General features: G+C 40.9%; 19 protein-coding genes and 1 riboswitch. Of the genes, 14 read left to right on the top strand and 5 right to left on the bottom strand.

Annotation, left to right across the window (positions count from 1 at the left end):
* Positions 1 to 15: 15 nt before the first annotated feature.
* Both RBB56_RS03995 and RBB56_RS03990 read left to right on the top strand, forming a co-directional pair.
* Positions 16 to 1,287: an MFS transporter gene (locus tag RBB56_RS03995; RefSeq protein WP_306721111.1), complete on the top strand. Its 1,272-nt coding sequence runs from the start codon at positions 16 to 18 to the stop codon at positions 1,285 to 1,287.
* Between the two features lie 106 nt (positions 1,288 to 1,393).
* Positions 1,394 to 1,810, top strand: coding sequence for a DUF3795 domain-containing protein (locus RBB56_RS03990; RefSeq protein WP_306721110.1), 417 nt, complete (start codon positions 1,394 to 1,396; stop codon positions 1,808 to 1,810).
* Between the two features lie 731 nt (positions 1,811 to 2,541).
* Here the strand turns inward: RBB56_RS03990 and RBB56_RS03985 are convergent.
* The 3 genes from RBB56_RS03985 to RBB56_RS03975 are packed head-to-tail and all read right to left on the bottom strand — an operon-like array spanning position 2,542 to position 6,746.
* Positions 2,542 to 4,287 carry an ABC transporter ATP-binding protein gene (locus RBB56_RS03985; RefSeq protein WP_306721109.1) on the bottom strand — a complete coding sequence of 582 codons (1,746 nt, stop codon included), beginning with the start codon at positions 4,285 to 4,287 and terminating at the stop codon, positions 2,542 to 2,544.
* Entirely contained in the window at positions 4,284 to 6,065 is a 1,782-nt protein-coding gene (locus RBB56_RS03980; protein WP_306721108.1) for an ABC transporter ATP-binding protein, read from the bottom strand. Before RBB56_RS03980 ends, RBB56_RS03985 begins: the two co-directional genes overlap by 4 nt.
* A 60-nt stretch (positions 6,066 to 6,125) precedes the next feature.
* Positions 6,126 to 6,746 carry a TetR/AcrR family transcriptional regulator gene (locus tag RBB56_RS03975; protein ID WP_306721107.1) on the bottom strand — a complete coding sequence of 207 codons (621 nt, stop codon included), beginning with the start codon at positions 6,744 to 6,746 and terminating at the stop codon, positions 6,126 to 6,128.
* A 241-nt stretch (positions 6,747 to 6,987) separates the two neighbouring features.
* Between RBB56_RS03975 and RBB56_RS03970 the strand changes: the two genes are divergently transcribed.
* From RBB56_RS03970 to RBB56_RS03925, 10 genes are all read left to right on the top strand, one after another.
* Positions 6,988 to 7,551, top strand: coding sequence for a DUF3795 domain-containing protein (locus tag RBB56_RS03970; protein ID WP_306721106.1), 564 nt, complete (start codon positions 6,988 to 6,990; stop codon positions 7,549 to 7,551).
* Positions 7,552 to 7,738: 187 nt separating this feature from the next.
* Entirely contained in the window at positions 7,739 to 8,605 is an 867-nt protein-coding gene (locus RBB56_RS03965; protein WP_306721105.1) for an AraC family transcriptional regulator, read from the top strand.
* A gap of 260 nt (positions 8,606 to 8,865) precedes the next feature.
* A riboswitch (FMN riboswitch) is annotated at positions 8,866 to 8,978 on the top strand.
* A gap of 203 nt (positions 8,979 to 9,181) precedes the next feature.
* Complete coding sequence (tnpA, locus tag RBB56_RS03960) at positions 9,182 to 9,652, top strand: IS200/IS605 family transposase (protein WP_306720162.1); 471 nt, start codon at positions 9,182 to 9,184, stop codon at positions 9,650 to 9,652.
* 348 nt (positions 9,653 to 10,000) lie between these two features.
* On the top strand, positions 10,001 to 11,101 hold the full coding sequence (gene ribD, locus RBB56_RS03955; RefSeq protein WP_306721104.1) for a bifunctional diaminohydroxyphosphoribosylaminopyrimidine deaminase/5-amino-6-(5-phosphoribosylamino)uracil reductase RibD: 1,101 nt from the start codon (positions 10,001 to 10,003) through the stop codon (positions 11,099 to 11,101).
* A complete protein-coding gene (locus RBB56_RS03950) occupies positions 11,083 to 11,721 on the top strand; it encodes a riboflavin synthase (RefSeq protein WP_306721103.1) in 639 nt (212 codons plus the stop codon). Before ribD ends, RBB56_RS03950 begins: the two co-directional genes overlap by 19 nt.
* 11 nt (positions 11,722 to 11,732) lie before the next feature.
* Complete coding sequence (locus tag RBB56_RS03945; protein ID WP_306721102.1) at positions 11,733 to 12,932, top strand: bifunctional 3,4-dihydroxy-2-butanone-4-phosphate synthase/GTP cyclohydrolase II; 1,200 nt, start codon at positions 11,733 to 11,735, stop codon at positions 12,930 to 12,932.
* Positions 12,933 to 12,953: 21 nt separating this feature from the next.
* Positions 12,954 to 13,436, top strand: coding sequence for a 6,7-dimethyl-8-ribityllumazine synthase (ribH, locus tag RBB56_RS03940; RefSeq protein WP_306721101.1), 483 nt, complete (start codon positions 12,954 to 12,956; stop codon positions 13,434 to 13,436).
* Positions 13,437 to 14,114: 678 nt separating this feature from the next.
* Positions 14,115 to 14,993 carry an AraC family transcriptional regulator gene (locus tag RBB56_RS03935; protein ID WP_306721100.1) on the top strand — a complete coding sequence of 293 codons (879 nt, stop codon included), beginning with the start codon at positions 14,115 to 14,117 and terminating at the stop codon, positions 14,991 to 14,993.
* A gap of 6 nt (positions 14,994 to 14,999) precedes the next feature.
* Complete coding sequence (locus RBB56_RS03930; protein WP_306721099.1) at positions 15,000 to 15,413, top strand: DUF3788 family protein; 414 nt, start codon at positions 15,000 to 15,002, stop codon at positions 15,411 to 15,413.
* 56 nt (positions 15,414 to 15,469) lie between these two features.
* Positions 15,470 to 16,183 (top strand): hypothetical protein, encoded by a 714-nt coding sequence (locus RBB56_RS03925; protein ID WP_306721098.1) that lies wholly within the window; start codon positions 15,470 to 15,472, stop codon positions 16,181 to 16,183.
* 109 nt (positions 16,184 to 16,292) lie between these two features.
* Here the strand turns inward: RBB56_RS03925 and RBB56_RS03920 are convergent, their stop codons facing one another.
* Positions 16,293 to 16,868, bottom strand: coding sequence for a methyltransferase family protein (locus RBB56_RS03920; RefSeq protein WP_306721097.1), 576 nt, complete (start codon positions 16,866 to 16,868; stop codon positions 16,293 to 16,295).
* A 320-nt stretch (positions 16,869 to 17,188) separates the two neighbouring features.
* Between RBB56_RS03920 and RBB56_RS03915 the strand changes: the two genes are divergently transcribed.
* Together RBB56_RS03915 and RBB56_RS03910 are read left to right on the top strand one after the other, a co-directional pair.
* Positions 17,189 to 18,250, top strand: a complete 1,062-nt coding sequence (locus RBB56_RS03915; RefSeq protein WP_306721096.1) for an NAD(P)-dependent alcohol dehydrogenase — start codon at positions 17,189 to 17,191, stop codon at positions 18,248 to 18,250.
* Positions 18,251 to 18,546: 296 nt separating this feature from the next.
* The gene (locus RBB56_RS03910) at positions 18,547 to 19,122 is read left to right on the top strand and encodes an HD domain-containing protein (RefSeq protein WP_306721095.1); all 576 of its coding nucleotides are present in this window, start codon (positions 18,547 to 18,549) and stop codon (positions 19,120 to 19,122) included.
* A gap of 120 nt (positions 19,123 to 19,242) precedes the next feature.
* Here the strand turns inward: RBB56_RS03910 and feoB are convergent, their stop codons facing one another.
* The gene (feoB, locus tag RBB56_RS03905) at positions 19,243 to 21,423 is read right to left on the bottom strand and encodes a ferrous iron transport protein B (protein WP_306721094.1); all 2,181 of its coding nucleotides are present in this window, start codon (positions 21,421 to 21,423) and stop codon (positions 19,243 to 19,245) included.
* Between the last annotated feature and the right edge of the window lie 35 nt (positions 21,424 to 21,458).

Raw genomic sequence — 21,458 nt, 5'->3', positions numbered from 1 at the left:
ATAGGAGATCTTTTAATGGAGAATACCATCAATTTAGAAAAAGATAAATTAAGAAATTCAGTTTATATAAATATGACAATCTTCTTGGTTGGTAAACTAGTGTCACTTTTTGGAGCAAGGATAATGAATTTTGCCATTGGGCTATATGTCTTAAGGACTACAGGTTCCGGGATGAGTTTTGCATTAACAATGATTGTATCCACTATTCCGGCTATCATATTATCGCCTTTTGCCGGTGTGTTGGCTGATAGGGTAAGCAGAAAAATGGTGGTTGTAGTCACAGATGTATTATGCGGAGTCTTATTGATTATAGTATATCCGCTTTCAATGAGAATTGGTCTATCCTTCAATTTAGTCCTTATTACAGTTTTCTTCTTATCTATACTGAATACTTTTTTTAATATTACTATGGAAACATCTATACCCAATATAGTAGATGAAAAAAGACTAACTAAGATTAATTCCTATAGTTCATCTATTACTTCATTAGCTTCAATAGTTGGGCCGGTACTGGGAGGATTTATATATGGATTTTTCCCTATTGAAAGGTTCTTGCTAATTGCAGGTATCAGTTTTATAGCTTCCGCTGTATCGGAAATCTTTATTAATTTTAACTTCAATGATGCTCCGGCTATTGATAGAACAAGGGAAAAGGTGCTAATAGAGATAAAATCAGCTCTTAACTATGTGAAAACAAAAAAGGTTATTTTATTGATTTTAATATTTGCTGTATTTGTTAATTTTGTATTTAGTAGTTATATAGTTTCTTTACCCCACATAATTAATATTCAGCTAGGACTTAGTTCTGAACAATATGGTTTAATTCAATCAGCATTTGCAATCGGAAGTTTGATATTTTCTTTAATATACTCTTTGTTACCGGAAAGAAAGAATGGTTATAAATATGTTATATATTCTTTAATGATAATTTCTGCTTTAATGATGCTGACAGGAATACCGACATTGCAAATATTTGAATCAGCTTTTAAAGCCAGCCTATTAATATATTTTATTATTATAAATTTTTCAGTTGGTGGTGCATTGGTATTTCTAAACCTTCCAACATTCATTTTAATGCAAAGAGAAACATCCGATGAATATCGGGGTAGAGTTAATGGTCTGCTAGGAACGGCATCTTTATCGATACAACCGATGGGAATGGTATTGGGAGGATTATTTTTAGATTATATATCCGGCTTCGCATTAGTTTTTATTTGTGGGTTACTTTTTTTAATAATATCTGTTATTTTCGCTAGGTTAGATGATTTAAAGGAATTATTTTTATAGAAAAGCAGAGATTATGAAATTTTAGTTTGACTTTGATCCCCTTATTCTTGTGCTGGGTGACAAATAGGCGTATAATTTAACAATAGTACATCCTGTTTGCGGGGGTTTGTCTTGTAGTCAACGCCGTGGACTTGAATATTGCTTTGCATGTGAAGAATATCCTTGTAAAAAGTATAACGATGCTGATTTATGGGATTCTTTTATTACTCATAAAAATCAATTCATCGATATGGAAAAAGTGAAAATAAGTATTGACGACTATAAGGCTGAATTGGATAGAAAAGTGGAAATACTACAAAATCTATTGGCAAGTTATGATGATGGGCGCAGAAAGAATTTTTATTGTATTGCTGTTAATTTGTTAGACTTGACGGATATAATATTCGTCATGGAGCAAATAAAAGGTGAAATAAAATCGGATGACACGAAAAAGAAAAAAGCTGCTATCGCCGTACAGCATTTTCAGTCTATTGCAGATAATCGCAATATTGAATTAAAGTTACGTAAGAAACAAAAGTCTTAGTAATCGATCGATGGTAAATCATGCCTCAATGGTCAGAGTGCATAAGTAAGCACGTACTGAACACAAAAAACGAGATTATCATAAATGAGCCAAAGTATCATGAGCAGGGCAAGTGTATTGACACTTACCCTGCTTGTTGTTTGCTGCTTATCGGAGCATTGAAAAACATCTTATCTTCGTATGCTTAACTTCTACGTTGTAATATATTTTGATAAAATAAAAATAGCAATAAATGTGAAAGCTGCTTAATTATTTTTTATCATAATATTCTCAAGGAGATGAAAACATGGATAACAATTTGCAAAGTATAACTCGTATAGTAGATTACATTGAGGCTCATTTCAATCTATCATGGAAATCGCTTTATTCGCGGGCTATGAAACACAGCAATCGTTTACTGTTGCCTTTAAGGCATTATTTAAGTGCAGTCCGCAAGCATTGAGAAAGAAAAGGAACTTTCACCCTTTGCAGCTTAAATTTGCAGTAGATGGAAATAAGCGGTTAAGAGGGGATATGGCTATTTCTTTCTAACCACAACCCCTGCTATTCTCTCTGGCAGTTACAAATTTCCTATAGATTCCATCCATCTGTATCAATATATGAAAGGAAGTTATTGTAATAACCTCCTAGTAATTGCAAGTCATTTATATGGAAATTTTACTAAGTGTGCGCCCAATTTCATACGTTTATCGGCAAAAGCGGAAAGAGAAAAAAACGCAAGCCCGATAGTATCAGGCGATTCGTCCGCCTAATTTCCAGCCGATGGATTTCTCACGCATATGAATAAAATCAGAATAAAGACCGCCTGCTTCCATCAACTCTCGATGAGTGCCGCGTTGGATGATTTTTCCTTGATCCAATACGAGGATTTGGTCGGCGTTTTGCACTGTTTTGAGTCGGTGAGCAATCATAATAATTGTTTTGCCGTGAGTCAGTTCGGCGATGGCATCTTGCAATAAGGCTTCGTTTTCAGGGTCTACGTTGGCAGTGGCTTCGTCCAAAATGATAATCGGAGCATCTTTAAGCAAAGCACGGGCAATGGAGATACGCTGTTTTTCTCCGCCGGAAATAGTGGCACCCCCTTCGCCTATGACCGTGTTATATCCAAGGGGCAGGGCACTTATGAATTCATGGCAACATGCTTTTTGAGCGGCTGTTTCAATTTCTTCCATGGTGGCATCCGGCTTGCCGAACCTGATGTTATTCGCAATCGTATCATTGAAGAGATAAACATTTTGAAAGACCATACTAAAGTTAGCGAGTAGGCTATCCAGGGTGTAATTTCTTACGTCGATTCCGCCGAGAGTGATATTGCCGCTGTCCACATCCCAAAAGCGCGCCATAAGGCTTGTGAGAGTTGTTTTACCGCCGCCGGATGGCCCTACGATAGCGGTAGTAGTGCCTTCGGGAATTTCAAAGGAAATATCGTCGATTACTTTTTTATTCTCATAACGGAAGGTTACCGTTTTTCCTTTGATGGTACCGTTTTTCGGTATTAAATTTTTACCCCTCGTATCCATCACCGGGGTTTCGAATACTTTATTGATTTTATCCATGGAAAGATCCAATACTCTCAAAAGTGCGCTATAATTGCCGGCTGATTCCAATTGTGCATATACCATGAAGGAAGAAATAACGAGCAGAAGGCAGTTTATAAGTTCCATAGAGCCGTTGAGATACAGTACGACAGAAAGGAAAATCATAGCGATGCCAAATAGCTTAAGAACCAGACTTTGAAGGCTGGTGTATGGCACAAATGTTTTTTCCAGCCGGACGTTGATTTCTTCATTTTCTTTAATGGCATAGTCTACTGTTTTGTTGGCTTCCCGGTCGAGATTGTAGGAACGCACCACCCCGATTCCCTGTACATATTCTAATACGGATGCGACTAAGCGGGTATCCGATTTTGTTTTCAAGGGAGAAACTTCGTAGGATTTTCTCTGCATAAGAGAATTGATGCCGAAGAAGATAACAATTCCTAAGATAAGCAACAGCCCGATACGCCAGTCGTAGAACAAAATGGCGAGGGTGAACATGGCGGTCGTTAAAATGCCCTGGGTGGTGAGCATAATCACTCGCGTTGCTACATCCTGTAAGTTTTCTGCGGTGTTAGTAGTTATGGAGGTAATATCACCGATACTGTTATCGTTAAAGTATCCCATTGGCATATATTTGAGCCGTTCGCCGATTTCTACACGCTTATTGGTGGCGACCGTATAGCCTCCGATGGTCTGCTTCAGAGTGAGGCTTCGGCGGGTAAGCGTACAGCCTGCAATGCTCAGAATCATAATGCCGAGAGAAGTCCATACCGTTTGCATACCGATATTCCTGTTGACAATTGCAGTAAGCACGATGGCTATGGCCGGAATGCGCAGTGCTTCAAATATGGCATGTAACAGAGAAAGCCCCAGGGATTGATAAAATAGGCGGCTTTGTTCACCGCTGAATCGAAAGAATTTCTTAAATATGGTAATCATGCAAGTACCTCCTGAACTTTTGTTTCTGCTTTTACAGGTTCTATACTGTCCTTGACAGAGCTGTGAGCCGCCCACATGCCCTGATACAGAGGGGAAGATTCCAGTAATTGATGGTGTGTTCCCTGTGCGGCCAACCGGCCGTGTTCGATAACCACAATGTTATCAGAATCGGTAATGGTAGAGAGACGGTGGGCGATGACGATAAGGGTTTTGCCCTCTACCAGTTTAGATACCGCCGTCTGGATCACTGCTTCGTTTTCGGGGTCGGTGTAAGCGGTAGCTTCATCGAGAATAATAATGGGAGCATTCTTAAGCATGGCACGGGCAATGGTAATTCGCTGCCGTTCGCCGCCGGAAAGATGTCCGCCCGCACCGCCGGCACGCGTTTCATATCCTTGTTCCAATTGCATGATAAAGTCATGGCAGCCGCTGAGCCGGGCTGCTTTTTCCACTTCATCATCGCTGGCAGAGGGATTACCCATACGGATATTTTCCCGTATACTTTCATCGAACAGATAATTATCCTGTGCTACATATGCAATCATGCCGTTAAGTTGTGCCAGGGGAATGCTCTGTATATCGGTTCCGCCGATAGTAATGCGTCCGCTGCCGACATCCCATAAAGAGGCGATAAGTTTAGCAATGGTGGATTTTCCGCCGCCGGAGGGCCCTACCAGTGCGGTAACACTGCCTGCGGGAATATGGAGGCTAAGGTCATGCAATACAGGTTTCTCACGATAGGCGAAGCTGATATCTTCCAGATGGATATCGTAATCGCTTAAAGTTACCGGCTCAGTAGGACGTACTAAATCGGGCTGGGTAAGGACGTCGGTTATTTCGCTCACAATGGTATGTACTTTGCCGATATCATCGGTATAGGTCATGGTAGTGATGAGCGGCCCCATAATGCCCAGGGACAAGATAATAGCCACAAGGAAAGTATCGAGAGACAGGTTGCCGCTCATATACAATAAGGTACCGATAGGAAGAACGCTTACGAGGACAGCGGGGAATACAGAAAGAGCCAGGGAGAAAAACGGCAGAGTAGATCTCATCCAATCGATAGCGGAATCTGCGGCTTCCTTTGCGGCAGTGGTGAACTTCTCGTAAGAGGCAGCAGATTGATTGAAAGCCTTAATAACTTCGATACCTCCGATATATTCCACCGCGGTATCGTTAAGGTGTTTGTTTTTTGCTACATAATTAGTAAAGCGTTTCTCATAGCCGTTTATCATACCCATGTAGCAGAAAAGGCCCAACGGCAGCGGAATAAGAGCTGCTAATGCCATACGCCAATCAAGAACGAAAAGATAGGCGATAGTGGCGATGGAAATCAGAATATTACCTCCCATTTCCGGGACAACATGTGCCAGAGTGGGTTCTATACTATCTACCCTTTCCACTAAAATATTCTTCAGCCTTCCCGAGGGAGTGTCCAGCAAATACCCCATGGGCAGGCGGGTAAGCTTTTGGGTAAGCTGTGTGCGTATCTCCGAAATGACAGCAAAGGTTGATTTATGAGATAGAGTAGTTGAAATACCATGGAACACGTAGCGCAGTATCCAAAATATGGCGGCAACCAGGCAGTAAAGGCCATAAAAACTGATGGAGGTTTCCCCGCGAAGCAGACCGAGTACAATTTGGGCCACACAAAAATAGGGAGCCATCCCACAGCCTACTCCTAAGGTGGCGAAGATCAGAGAGGCAACATACCCTCTTTTGTGGGGAGAAGCAAACTCCCATAGCCATGATGCAGTTCCTTTTGAACTTTGATTCATTATAATTCCTCCTTACAAGAATATAATTGGTTAGAAGAGACTAACTCGCTGTTAAAAATTTTAGGACTTTTTCAGTCCTAAAATAGTATCCCATCCGGCACTGTAAAATTTGTTTAAAGTACGGATGTATTCCAACGCCCGTTCCTTGGGCATATCATGTGCTACGGTTTCAAAGATGCCGTAATAAAAAGCGCTGGAAAGGATGTGGCTCATATCATCATCGATGAAGGGGATGTCATGCCCCAAGCCACGCAGAGTATCTATGAATCTGCGTGTGTGCTCTGTTTCGATTGCGAGCAGGCTGTCAATATAGTGCTCATATTCGGTGCCTGCCGAGTGGCATACCACTAGCTTGAATGCATCGAAATGAAGGTATACATAGTCGATAAATTTCTCCAAAGCATTGCTGGTATAGCCGTGCATCTGCTTTTCCTTATGCTCGGCAGGAAATGCATCGAACTCGCTTTGCACTGAGAAATACCAATCCCGCAGATAGTTTGCCGGTTCCGAGACAAGCGCACTGAATAAGGCGGCCTTATCGGGATAATAGCCATAGATTGCTCCGGTTGTAACGCTGGCTTCTCTGGCAATGGTACGCAAAGAGGCGTTTTCATATCCCTTTTTCATAAACTCAGTTTTCCCGGCTTCCAAAATACGCTTTTGTGTGGATTCATCCGCCATATTGCCACCTCCTTTGCAATAGATACAGAATATATATAACAGTGTTATATAACGATGTTATATCATGGCGGGAATTTTTTGTCAAGATACTGTTATGATAGAAAATATAATAAGAGATAGCGGACGGTATTCCGCTTATCAAATATGATTTTAATAGGAGCGCCGGATATATGCTTCTTTCTTGTTTTAGGTGATAAATAGGTGTATAATTTAACGATAATACATACAAAGGGGGATAAAGATGAATTATAAACAACGGTCATATCCTTTATTTTCGGCGTGCGGACTTAATTGCGGTTTATGCCCTCGTTATCAGATGGATGGAAAATCAAAATGCCCCGGTTGTGCAGGGAAAGATTTCCTGACGGTACATCCTGTTTGCGGGGTTTTATCCTGCAGCCAACGCCGTGGAATTGAATATTGCTTTGCATGTGAAGAATATCCTTGTAAAAAGTATAACGATGCTGATTTATGGGATTCTTTTATTACTCATAAAAATCAATTCATCGATATGGAAAAAGCGAAAATAAGTATTGACGACTATAAGGCTGAATTGGATAGAAAAGTGGAAATACTACAAAATCTATTAGCAAGTTATGATGATGGGCGCAGAAAGAATTTTTATTGTATTGCTGTTAATTTGTTAGACTTGAAGGATATAATGTTTGTCTTGGAGCAAATAGAAGATGAAATAAAGCAGGATGACACGAAAAAGCAAAAAGCTGCTATTGCAGTACAGCATTTTCAGTCTATTGCAGATAATCGCAATATTGAATTAAAGTTACGTAAGAAACAAAAGCCTTAATAATCGATCGATGGTAAATCGTGCCTCAATGGTCAGAGTGCATAAGTAAGCAAGTACTGAACACAAAAAACGATATTATCATAAATGCGCCAAAGTATCATGAGAATTTATGACAAAACAAAAATAGCAATAAATGTGAAAACTTCTTAATTATTATTTATTATAATATTTTCAAGGAGATGAAAACATGGATAACAATTTGCAAAGTATAACTCGTATAGTAGATTACATTGAGGCTCATTTAGAAGAAAAACTGGATTTAGAAAGTATTGCCAATGAAGCTGGTTATTCAAAATATCATTTACATAGAATGTTTACAAGTATCGTAGGCTTTACTATTCATTCTTATGTGCAAAGGCGGCGCTTAACAGAAGCGGCAAGACTACTTATTTTTACAAATCAATCCATCATGGAAATCGCTTTATTCGCGGGCTATGAAACACAGCGATCGTTTACTGTTGCCTTTAAGGCATTATTTAAGTGCAGTCCGCAAGCATTGAGAAAGAAAAGGAACTTTCACCCTTTGCAGCTTAAATTTACAGTAGATGGAAATAAGCGGTTAAGAGGGGATATGGCTATGGATATTAAAATAGCGGATAGTGAAAAAATATTACTTGTGGGATATAAAGAAAATACGAAAAAAGGATTTTCTGTTATTGGAAAGTGTTGGAGAAAACTTCACTTGAACAAGAAAAAAATATGCAATCGAACAGATAAAAATTATCTTATTGGTCTTAATGATTATATTGATTTTTCTTATGAAAATGAGCAGCCTGCTTTTATTTACTATGCCGCCGCACAAGTAAATGATTTTTCAGAAGTCCCAAAGGGGATGGAAACAAGAGAATTACCTGCAAGTAAATATATAGTGTTTACATTTAGAGGAAAAAATCAAGATTCTTTACAGACGATTGTTGAATATATCTACAAGGAATGGTTCCCTCAATCGACCTGTCAGTTAAATGAAAATGCGAAATATGACTTTGCAAAATATGGTGAAAATACAGATAAAAACGGAAATAGCAATATTGAATATTGTGTTCCAATTTTGTAGTGCAATAATACGGAAAGGAGTTTCGTATGTAGGAAGTTATTAAAAATGAAAATATCAATATTGCTGTCATTAAGGCGAAAAAAATATCATCACCCTCAAAATAGGAAACACGACTTTCCTTGTGTCCTCCCGCGGACAGCCATGAGTTTGTTTGCTTTCTGTAAGATACCGTTCAATAAACTGTTTCAGAAGAAACTGTGCCTCAATTAATTGCTTTGTTGACAGGTTTAATAATCTGTGATATAACAATACCAATTGAATAAGATCTTCGGGGCAGGGTGAAATTCCCGACCGGTGGTATAGCCCACGAACCGCAAGGTTGATTCGGTTAAATTCCGAAGCCGACAGTAAAGTCTGATAGTAGAAGATAAAGAAAGATTCGCGTTTTTGCGTGGGTATTTGAATTTATGCTCTGAAATGAATTGCCATTTCAGAGCTTTTATTGTATAGCAGTCTTTTAATAAACCACCTGCTATGCAGGTGTGATAAGAACTGCTTTAGCTTACAGTAAAAAACCTCCAATGTTATAATAGGTACAGGTTCGCCAACCGCACCAAAACAAAGGAGGTATCCAAAATGGATGTAAATAGTTTATCACATACGAAATGGAATTGTAAGTATCATATAGTATTTGCGCCGAAGTTCCGGAGAAAAATAGTATATGGGCAGTTAAAACAGGACGTAGCGAATATATTAAGTACGCTATGCAAGAGAAAAGGGGTAAAAATAGTAGAAGCAGAAATCTGTCCGGATCATGTGCACATGCTGGTGGAGATACCACCGAGTATGTCAGTGGCAAGCTTTATCGGATACCTGAAAGGAAAGAGCACGTTGATGATATTTGAAAGACATGCAAATCTGAAATATAAATTTGGGAACCGCCACTTCTGGTGTAGAGGATATTATGTAGATACGGTAGGAAAAAATGCAAAGAAGATCAAAGAGTATATCCAGAACCAGTTAAAAGAAGATTTGGAATATGATCAAATGACATTAAAAGAGTATATAGACCCGTTTACGGGTGAGCCAGTAAAGCAAAGCAAGTAAAAAGAGCCCATAAGGGCTCAGCAGACAAATGATGTTGCGGCTGGCGAGCCTTATCGAAGAGTCTTTAGACTCAGAGCCGGTAATACGCCCTTATAGGGCTTGAGCAAACCACCGGCTAAGCCGGTGGTTCTGATTTTAATATCTATGCAGTGTAATTGCGGTTCGCTTTATAAAAATGCCTTGAACAATTATATGTTCAAGGCATTTTTGCGAGATAACTTCTGGTTTGTGTACGGTAAAACCGCCGTTTATTTCTCCTGCCCTGAGCATTTTGTTCGGGGCTTTTTTATTCTATAGGAAGCACACTTTTGTTCGCTAATAAATTTTATTTTAAGGAGGTGTTGTTATATGGAGGAAATGGAATATATGCGTCTTGCGATTCAACTTGCAAGAAAGGGATGTGGATGGGTGAATCCTAACCCCATGGTTGGCGCTGTGATTGTGAAGGACGGCAAGATAATAGGACAGGGCTGCCATAGAAAATACGGAGGGCTCCACGCAGAACGTGACGCATTGGCAAACTGTCAGACATCGGTAGCCGGTGCAACCCTGTATGTAACGCTGGAACCCTGCTGTCATTATGGGAGAACCCCTCCTTGTACCGATGCAATCATTAAAAGCGGCATTAGCCGTGTGGTATTCGGTTCTTCTGACCCTAATCCGCTGGCTGCCGGGAAAGGTCTTGCGATTTTGCGTTCTCACGGTATTGAGGTGGCAGAGAATGTTTTAAAGGATGAATGCGACAAACTCAACGGCAGCTTTTTCCATTACATTCAAAATAAAACACCTTATGTAGTTATGAAATATGCTATGACCATGGACGGAAAGATTGCAACCCATACCGGAAGATCCCAATGGATTACCGGATCGGCGGCACGTCGGCGCGTTCATGAGGACCGGCACCGTTACTCTGCCATTATGGTCGGCGTAGGTACGGTTCTAACAGACGATCCGTCACTGACCTGTCGGCTTGAGAACAGCAGGAATCCTCTGCGTATTATCTGTGATACCGGATTAAGAACCCCCCTGCAAGCAAAACTTGTCACCACAACCGAGACGGCCCTTACCATCATCGCTACGGCGGTAACAGATACTAACAGACATCGTCCGTATTTGGATGCAGGTTGTGAGATTATGGTACTTCCTCAAAAGAATAATCATATTGACTTAAATATCTTGATGCAAAGGTTGGGTGAAAAGCAGATTGACAGCCTTTTACTGGAGGGCGGCGGCACATTGAATTGGTCTGCCATGGAAAGCGGCATAGTAAATAAGGTGCAGGCATACATTGCGCCAAAGCTGTTCGGCGGCAGCGGAAAGACTCCGGTAGAGGGGTTCGGTGTTGATTACCCTGAGGGAGCTTTTCTCCTAAGCGAGCCGCTTATTACACAGGTAGGTGAAGACATTTTATTAGAAAGCGAGGTGATTCATTGTTTACAGGGGTTATAGAAGAGATCGGTAAAATACAGGATATTAAAAAGAAGACGAGTTCAGCCATTTTATCGGTTCAGGCATGGAAGATCATGCAGGATATACAACTTGGCGATAGTATTGCAGTGAACGGCGTCTGTCTCACGGTTACTTCCATTTCTCCCAACGGTTTTACCGCGGATGTAATGCATGAAACCCTGAACCGTTCTTCCCTTGGAAATCTGCGGATAGGAAATTGCGTTAATTTGGAGCGGGCTATGCCCGCAAACGGCAGATTCGGCGGACATATTGTTTCCGGACATATCGATGGCATCGGTACGATTTCAGAGATTCGCAGAGATGATAACGCCCTTTGGTACACAATCAAAACGCCTTTACCGATTCTTCGTTACATCATTGAAAAGGGCTCGATTGCTATTGACGGTATCAGTCTGACGGTGGCGAGGGTATATAAGGACAGCTTCAGCGTTTCCGTCATACCGCATACGGCTTCATTAACAACTTTATCAGGCCGTCGTGTAGGAGATTCGGTCAATCTGGAAAATGACTGCATTGGAAAATATGTGGAACGCTTAATGGGAAAAGAGTCGCAAAATAACAATATTACAGCCGGGTTTCTTGCAAAACACGGCTTTTAGGAGGAATCAAAATGTTTCGATTTAGCACGATTGAAGAGGCGTTAGAAGACCTTCGCCTCGGAAAAATTATTCTAGTTACGGACGATGAAGATAGAGAAAATGAAGGAGACTTTATTTGCGCTGCGGAGTTTGCCACCACCGAAAACGTAAACTTTATGGCGGTTCATGGGAAAGGTCTGATTTGTATGCCTATGAGCGAGAAGCTTTGCCAAAAACTGCAATTTCCTCAAATGGTGAGAGACAATGAGGATAACCACAAAACAGCGTTTACGGTATCCGTTGACTGTGTGGACACCACCACTGGTATTTCGGCGGCAGAGCGAAGCATGACTGCTTTGAAATGTGCAGCGGATGAAAGCAAGCCGGAGGACTTTCGCCGTCCCGGCCATATGTTTCCGCTGCTTGCAAAGAAAAACGGCGTATTGGAGCGAAACGGACATACCGAAGCCACTGTGGATTTGATGAGGCTGGCAGGATTAAAGGAATGTGGCCTTTGCTGCGAAATTATGCGGGAGGACGGAACTATGATGCGTACGCCGGAACTGATGGAGCTGGCGCAGAAATGGAGCCTTAGAATGGTTACGATCAAAGCCTTACAGGAATACCGCAAACGAAATGAAAAGCTTGTAGAGCAGGCAACATATACCCTTCTTCCCACAAAATATGGTGACTTCAAGGCTTACGGATATATCAACAGTCTCAACGGAGAGCATCATGTTGCGTTAGTGAAAGGAGAAATCGGGGATGGAGAAAAGCTGTTATGTCGTGTCCATTCCGAGTGTCTGACAGGCGATGCGTTCGGGTCCATGCGCTGTGACTGCGGTCAGCAGTTTGCGGCAGCTATGGCGCAAATTGAAAAGGAAGGTCGGGGTATCTTGCTTTATATGCGCCAGGAGGGCCGGGGAATCGGTCTGATTAATAAACTGCGGGCTTATGCGTTACAGGATCAGGGTATGGATACTTTGGAAGCGAATCTTGCCTTGGGCTTTCCGGGCGATATGAGGGAATATTTTATCGGAGCACAGATATTGCATGATCTTGGAGCCAGGACATTGCGCCTGCTCACCAACAACCCGGATAAGGTGTATCAGCTTTCCGGATTTGGCATGGAAATCACCGAGCGTGTTCCGATTCAAATGGATGCTACCGATCACGATTTATTTTACCTGAAAACAAAGCAGAAAAAAATGGGCCATATCTTACATTATTAAATGAAAAAGGAGATTATAATAATGAAAACTTTTGAAGGAAAACTTGTATCTAAGGATAAGAATATTCGAATCGGTATTGTTGCTGCACGGTTTAATGAATTTATTACAAGCAAGCTGTTGGGCGGCGCTCTTGATGGGCTGAAACGTCATGAGGTCGGTGAGGATAACATTGAGATCGCATGGGTTCCCGGAGCATTTGAAATTCCACTCATTGCTTCCAAAATGGCGAAAAGCGGGAAATACGATGCAATCATCTGCCTCGGTGCTGTGATTCGCGGCAGTACCACCCACTACGACTATGTGTGCAGTGAGGTATCCAAAGGTATTGCGCATGTATCCCTGGACAGTGGTATCCCGGTGATGTTCGGTATACTGACAACTGAAAATATCGAGCAGGCGATCGAACGGGCCGGAACCAAGGCGGGTAACAAGGGCTTCGACTGTGCCGTTGGCGCAATTGAGATGGTAAACTTAATCCGTGATATGAACTTATTGGATTTATAACGCTAAGGTGGTAAAATATGCTATGAGTATACGTAATACGTATAATATTTAACAATATTATACTGCGCCGAGCAAAGCGAGTGTGCAAAAAACATACCACGGCCGCTTGCGGCTAAGATATAAATATTTAATAATATTATACTGCGCCGAGCAAAGCGAGTGTGCAAAAAACATACCGCGGCCGCTTGCGGCTAAGATATAAATATTTAATAATATTATACTGCGCCGAGCAAAGCGAGTGTGCAAAAACATACCGCGGCCGCTTGCGGCTAAGATATAAATATTTAATAATATTATACTGCGCCGAGCAAAGCGAGTGTGCAAAAAACATACCGCGGCCGCTTGCGGCTAAGATATAAATATTTAATAATATTATACTGCGCCGAGCAAAGCGAGTGTGCAAAAAACATACCGCGGCCGCTTGCGGCTAAGATATAAATATTTAATAATATTATACTGCGCCGAGCAAAGCGAGTGTGCAAAAAACATACCGCGGCCGCTTGCGGCTAAGATATAAATATTTAACAATATTATACTGCGCCGAGCAAAGCGAGTGTGCAAAAAACATACCGCGGCCGCTTGCGGCTAAGGTATAATTTCTGTCTACTAATTGCGGCATAAAAAGTCGGGAAGAAATGAATTATTTGTTTTATAATTGTAATTCGGGAGGAGGGGAATATGGATTGGGTTAAACAGCTTAACGAGGTAATGGATTATATTGAGATCAATTTACAGAACGAAATATCGTATAACAGAATATCTGAAATTGCGTGCTGCTCTATATACAATTTTCAGAGAATGTTCTCATACATGGCACAAACCTCATTATCAGCGTATATTAGAAATCGCAGATTAACACTTGCAGCCTTCGATGTAATGAAGGGTGATGAAAGAATCATCGATATTGCCTTGAAGTATGGTTATGATTCGCAAGATGCTTTTTCACGTGCTTTTAGAAGCTTCCATGGAGTATTGCCGTCAACAGTAAGAAATGAACCGGCGACTCTTAAATCCTGTCCTAAGCTCTCCTTCCAAATTACGATTAAAGGAGCAGAGAAAATGAAGTATCAGATTGAGAAGTGGCCTGCATTTAAAGTAGCTGGGATTTCCAGCAGGATTAAAACTGATAGAGCTTTTGAGATTGTACCGCAGATATGGGATAAGGCGTGGAAGGATGGAACGATGCAAAAATTCATACAGTTTTTTCCTGATTATCGTCCTGGTGGTTTTTTGGGGATTGCCTCCGGAGGTGAGTGGGGCAATGCGGATGAGATGGACTATATTTTAGCAGTTACAAACCATGTAGATGTGCCGGGGTGCGACCATGTCCCGGTCCCGGAAGGAATGGAAGAGTTCTCATATCCTTCCGCAACATGGGTTATCATCAACGCGGACGGCGAGATTCCAAAAGCAGTGCAGGATGTTTATCAGAAATTTTATTCGGAATGGCTGCCGAGTTCAGGGTATAAGCTTTCAGACTTGCCTGTATTTGAATGCTATATGCAAGAAAAACATCAAGAAGTGTGGATAGCTATTGATGTTTTGGGGGAGGGATAGAATACTATGTATGAAAGAATGTTAGACAAGCAGACAATGCCATCATTTGACGAAATGATTTCTTTTTGCGGTGATGTGGGAGCATTATGGATTGAGATGGATAGCTATCTAAATGATAAGTTTGGAATCAAAGGAAATATTCGATTTCCTTATGGGAACAAGTATGGCTGGGGTATGAAATATAGCTATAAAAACAAGCATATATGTGATACCTTTGCTGAAAATGGTGCTTTTATGGTGCTAATCCGTATTTCGGATGATGCAATCAAACCGATGTACAATGAACTGGGTGACTATGGCAAAACTGTTTGGAACAATAGATATCCATGCGGAAACGGTGGATGGCTTAATTATCGTATTATGAGCAAAGAGCAGTTGCCGGATTTAATAAAGATAATACATATAAAAATAAACAAGTGAAACAAATGAGTATATGATAACTCCATAAATTTGAATTTGCAGAGGTAATGTGATTTATGACAAGGAATAAACTATATTCGTCATTTAACGGTAAATATGAAGAGTTAAAGCAGGCGCTAAAAGGTAATGAATTAGAAATAATAAAGGAACTGACATTAGAAGTTCATGCTATGGTACACCCTGCTGAGATTTCCGGAAGAAGAGAAAAGACCATTGCTGATTATATTTTAGATTATATGTTGTCTGGTAATCAAAATGTATTAGTACCCAGAGAGAATTATGATACGGACCCACATTATGCAGGAACAAAGACTGTTCCTATGTGTTGGCAATTTTGGCATATATATCGTATTGAGGATCTGGTTAGCAATATTCTGATGGCAGACCAGGAACAGATTTTTAATAAAGGATGGCAGGAAAAAATAGGTGCTTCTATCACGGATACCGGTAATGCATTAGAATTTGATGAAGTAGTTGAGTTCGGAAAGAAAATTCATGTCGATGCACTTCGTGATTATATGCTCATAGTGGGTAAAAACACACGTAGTATTATAAAGAACTTGACATTAGAGCAGATACAATCCATGGTGCCTGAGGAATGGGTGATGAGAATATTAGAATCAGGTGGTGTAACTACTGATTTCCGTTCCGTATGGCTGTTAGTATTTTGGGGAAGGTTGACAAGGGGCGGCATGATTTTGACTCCAATGACCAATCATCATATGATGCATTTACCAGCGTGTTTGAATAATCTGCCGATTTTAGAGTAAAGATGGGAAAATAGACCTGTTTGCATAGAAAAAATACGGCTAATATCTATTAAAAAGGCAAGTCACATGATTATTATAGATATGTAATGAATCCCCAAAGGTAAGGCACTTAAATATAGCGCCTTACTTTTTCGCAATATTCATCATATTCCTTCCCATAGATTTTTCTAAGTGCATTCTCCTCGAGGCAAACCTGCCGGTCGATCAGCCATAATCCCGCAACGAAATACAGAAAGAATATCCATGAAGGGAAAATTAGAAAAATCCCCATTAAAATCATGAAAAAAGCGACATAAAGCGGATTTCGGCTTATGGAAAAAACGCCTGAACTGACAAGTCCTCCGGGGGTATTCATATCAATGCCAACGCGAAAGCTTCTGCCAAAAGAAATAAGGCCCCAAAGGAATAGGACAGGTGCCAGAAGGCAGGACAGAACGCCAATCCATGCTATAAAGGAGCTTTCGTCCATGATATGTCCGAACTTTGGCAGATGAAACGTGTTTGCAATAATGAGATAAAGATATAAAAGGGCAAAGGGCGGAATTAAGAAGTCTTTTTTATCCATTTTGCCGAAATGGACTGCTGTGATTCCCAGTTTTTTTAGCTGTCTGGAACGCAGTAAAACAAATAAAATCATTAAACCTAATGTGAAAATAACAAAGTAACCCTGCATATAGATAACCATACCTTTCTCATATCTTGAAAACTCAGCAGTGCCTAATACCCAAATGCCTTTATGAACTAATAGTAACTATTCTGTAAGTATAATATATTTTCCAAGAAAATACAAAAAATATTCCTAAGAGCAAGGTTAGTGATATGTGATAGCAGAGGGGGCAAGTGATATACGACTTGCATAAATATGATGTGATAAAATAAATTCATTCTATAATTTTATATTGTTAGGACTTGATTATATTGAAATCATATGGTAATATTTAACAAGTAAGTATTGTTAAAAAAATAACAATTAATCACTGCTGTTCAGGGAAAGGAAGGTAATTTATGAAAGCATTTGCAATGTTAGGGATTGGGCGTACCGGATGGATAGAAAAGGAGCGTCCCGGTTGTGGACCTATGGATGCTATTTTGCGTCCGCTAGCGCTGGCACCTTGTACATCCGATGTACATACTGTTTGGGAAGGCGCTGTCGGTGACCGTCACAATTTGATCTTAGGACATGAAGGTGTTGGTGAAGTAGTAGAGGTCGGCGAACTGGTTAAGGATTTTAAACCAGGTGATAGAGTGATTATGCCGGCGATTACGCCCGATTGGAATTCACTGGAAGCGCAGGCAGGTTTCTCCATGCATTCCGGCGGTATGCTAGGCGGCTGGAAGTTCTCCAATGTGAAAGATGGTGTATTTGCTGAATTTATCCATGTAAATGATGCGGATGGCAACCTTGCAATGCTTCCCGAGGGATTGGCTCCGGAGACAGCGGCGATGTTAAGTGATATGGTGCCGACCGGTCTTCATGGTTCAGAGTTGGCCAATGTACAGTATGGCGATAAAGTTTGTGTGATAGGTATTGGACCGGTAGGTCTGATGGGAGTACGCGGTGCGGTACTGAGAGGTGCGGCTGATGTATATGCGGTTGGCTCTCGCCCTAACTGTATTGAGATTGCAAAAGAGTACGGTGCTACTGATATTATCAATTATAAGGATGGCAGTATTCTTGAACAGGTCATGGATAAGACCAAAGGTAAAGGTGTGGATAGAGTTATTATTGCCGGCGGCGATTGCGATACCTTTGATGAAGCGATTAAGATGTTGAAACCAGGCGGAGTGATCGGTAATATCAATTATCTCGGTGAAGGAGAATTCGTTAAGATTCCCCGTGCAGAATGGGGTGTCGGTATGGGACACAAGACCATTGCCGGAGGTTTGATGCCCGGTGGAAGATTACGTATGGAGAAGTTAGCGGCTATGGTAATGGCAGGGCGCATCGATCCCAGCAGGCTTATTACGCATCGATTTGAAGGTCTGGATAAGGTAGAAGAAGCATTGATGCTTATGAAAGATAAGCCAAGAGATTTGATTAAACCGGTCGTTACAATTAATTGGTAAAATTAATCGTTAAGTTTGCAGTACAATAAATTGTTTTGATCTTTTGATAATTCCCTTATAGTTATAATGTAGTGAAGGAGTTTTGGTAAAAATAGGAATGTTGCAGGATAGATGAGAGGTCTGTGAGCAGCATTCCTTTTTTATTCTATAGAAGAGCCCTGTTACCTTAAAGTGTAAAGGTGTTGATCCTATAGAAAAAAGTAGAAGTTCCGATTGAGGATGCAGTAAAAGATGATATAATATTTGTAGCTATAGAATCGCTGTGTGCTATAGTAATTTACTAAAGGGGAGACAACATGCCGTACTCAGCAGATAGAGAGAAGTTGAATCATATACTTGTTTCAAGTAGAAATATTGAAGAGAATAGAGATGAAATTCTTAGAATTATTCCGGAGCTTATCATTTGTGTCGACTGTGAACAAAATATGCCTACTCATATTTATAATGTATTTGATCACATAATGGAAACCGTGAATAAGGTGGATTTCGATTTGATGCTGAAACTGGCAGCATTGTTACATGATATAGGTAAACCTTACAAAAAGACTGTTGTCAATAACATTGATAGTTTTAAAGGGCATGAGGAAACGAGTGAAATAATAGCAAATCTCGTTTTAAGAAGGCTGGGATATGAAGAAGAATTTATAAAAAAGGTATGTATACTCATTAAACATCATGATTATCATATTAAGCCTACCGTAACCGGAGTGAAGGAAGTGATTCATTTGGTAGGAGACGAGCTTGCACCATGTCTTCTCAGCTTACAAAGAGCGGATTTACTGGCTCATTCCCCGGTGCGTTACAAGCCGATACTCCCTAAGTTAAAGAAAGCAAGAAGAATATATGCAGCAATGAATAAAGAAGATTTATAAGAAGATTCATAAATGCATTTTGGATATTAATATGTGAATAAAGAAAATAAATTAGGTTCAACCGAACTTCTTCCGGATATTTCCGGCCAGTCGTTCGGTTGAACCTATACTAAAGACAAATTAGCTTTTACTTTTCACTCTTGAATGTCCTTCCTGAGGTACATATCCTTTACGGAAGAGAAGGTATATTAGTCCAACGAGTAAAATAGCAGCGATTACAGTGAACGGACCAAATGCAGCTTCACCGGTAATCAGGCCGCCGAGCTGATAAACGATTAATGCAATTATATATGCGAATGCACACATAAATCCAATGGCGCCTAAGGTCCATTTTGTATTATTCATTTCACGTTTGATGGCACCCATTGCGGCAAAGCAAGGTGCGCACAACAGGTTGAACAGCATGAAGCTGTAAGCGGACAGGGCAGTAAAGTCTTTGGCAACCAATGTCCAGATTTCATCGCCTGTTTCTGATAATTCACCGCTGTAATGATACAGAACACCGAAGGTATTTACCACTTGTTCTTTTGCCATAAGTCCTGTAATTGTAGCAACGGCAGCTTTCCATGCCATATCGCCAACCCAGCCGAGAGGATAGAAGATCCAAGCAAAGGTATTACCGAAAGCGGCAAGTAAAGAATTCTGATTATCTTCCACCATACCAAACACGCCGTTTACAAATCCGAAAGCTTGTAAGAACCAGAGGATAATAGAGCTGACTAAAATAAGTGTTCCGGCTCTTTTGATAAAGGACCATCCGCGTTCCCATGTAGCGCGAAATACGTTACCGGCAGAAGGAGCATGGTATGCAGGAAGTTCCATAACAAAAGGAGCGGGATCGCCTGCGAATATCTTAAACTTCTTCAAAATGATACCTGAAATAACGACAGCAGCGATACCGATAAAGAATGCAGAGGCTGCAACCATAGCGGAACCACCGAAAACAGCACCGGCGATTAAGCCTATGATCGGTATCTTCGCACTACAAGGAATAAATCCTGTAGTCATAATGGTCATTTTACGGTCTCGATCTTGCTCGATCGTACGGGAAGCCATAATACCTGGTACGCCGCATCCGGTAGCCACCAGCATAGGGATGAAGCTTTTGCCGGATAATCCGAAACGACGGAAAATACGGTCCATAATGAAAGCAACGCGAGACATATATCCGATATCTTCCATAATGGATAAGAGGAAGAACAGGACGAGCAACTGAGGAACGAAGCCGAGAACTGCGCCAACGCCGGCTACGATACCGTCCAATATTAAAGCGTACAACACTTCATGAACGCCGAGAGAAGTCAATATGTTATCGAAAAACCCGGGTACAATTTCGCCGAAGAGAACATCGTTCACCCAATCGGTTCCAATTGTTCCGAGGGAGACAGGTGAGGACCCTACGGCGATGGCATAAACTAAGAACATAATAACTACGAAAATCGGGAGAGCCAGAATTCGGTTTGTAACGACCGCATCGATTTTATCCGAAGTAGTCAGGCTATGCTTGGGTGCTTTTTTATTCACAGATTTCGCAATAACACCGCCAATGTAAACATAGCGCTGATTTGTGATAATGCTTTCAGCGTCGTCATCCAATTCGTCTTCGCATGCAGCGATATATTCTTCCAATTTATTATGTAATTCGGAATCCAGATTCAGTTTGCTTAGAATCTTCTCATCGCGTTCGAATATTTTAATGGCATACCAACGCAGGTATTGTTTGTCTACTTTATTGACAATGGCCTCTTCGATGCTATGAATGGCTTGTTCCAGGCTGCCAGTGAATACGGGAGGAAGGGTAATCGCCTTAGAGGCTTCGGCTAAGACAATAGCTTTTTCAGCGGCAGCAATGCTTCCTTCGCCTTTCAGAGCGCTTATCTCAACGACTTCACAGCCGAGTTCTGAGGACAGCTTTTTTAAATCGATTTGGTCGCCGTTTTTACGAACGATATCGATCATATTGATGGCTATCACTACAGGAAGGCCAAGCTCAATTAACTGTGTGGTTAAGTATAGGTTACGTTCGATGTTGGTGCCGTCCACAATGTTGAGGATTACATCCGGTTTTTCGTTTACCAGATAGTTTCTGGCAACCACTTCTTCCTGTGAGTATGGAGATAATGAATAAATACCCGGTAAGTCCTGTATGATTACATTTTTATGGCCTTTCAGGGTACCTTCTTTCTTCTCGACGGTAACACCGGGCCAGTTTCCCACATATTGATTAGAACCTGTCAGACTATTAAACAATGTAGTTTTACCAGAATTGGGATTGCCTGCTAGTGCAATTTTAATTTCCATTGATATCTTCCTTTCTTAGTTAGATTAGGCTAACT

It is taken from the genome of Kineothrix sp. MB12-C1, from assembly GCF_030863805.1.
Lineage (GTDB): Bacteria > Bacillota > Clostridia > Lachnospirales > Lachnospiraceae > Kineothrix.
Note: the sequence above shows the minus strand (reverse complement) of the source record. Positions and strands in the feature narration are given on the sequence as shown.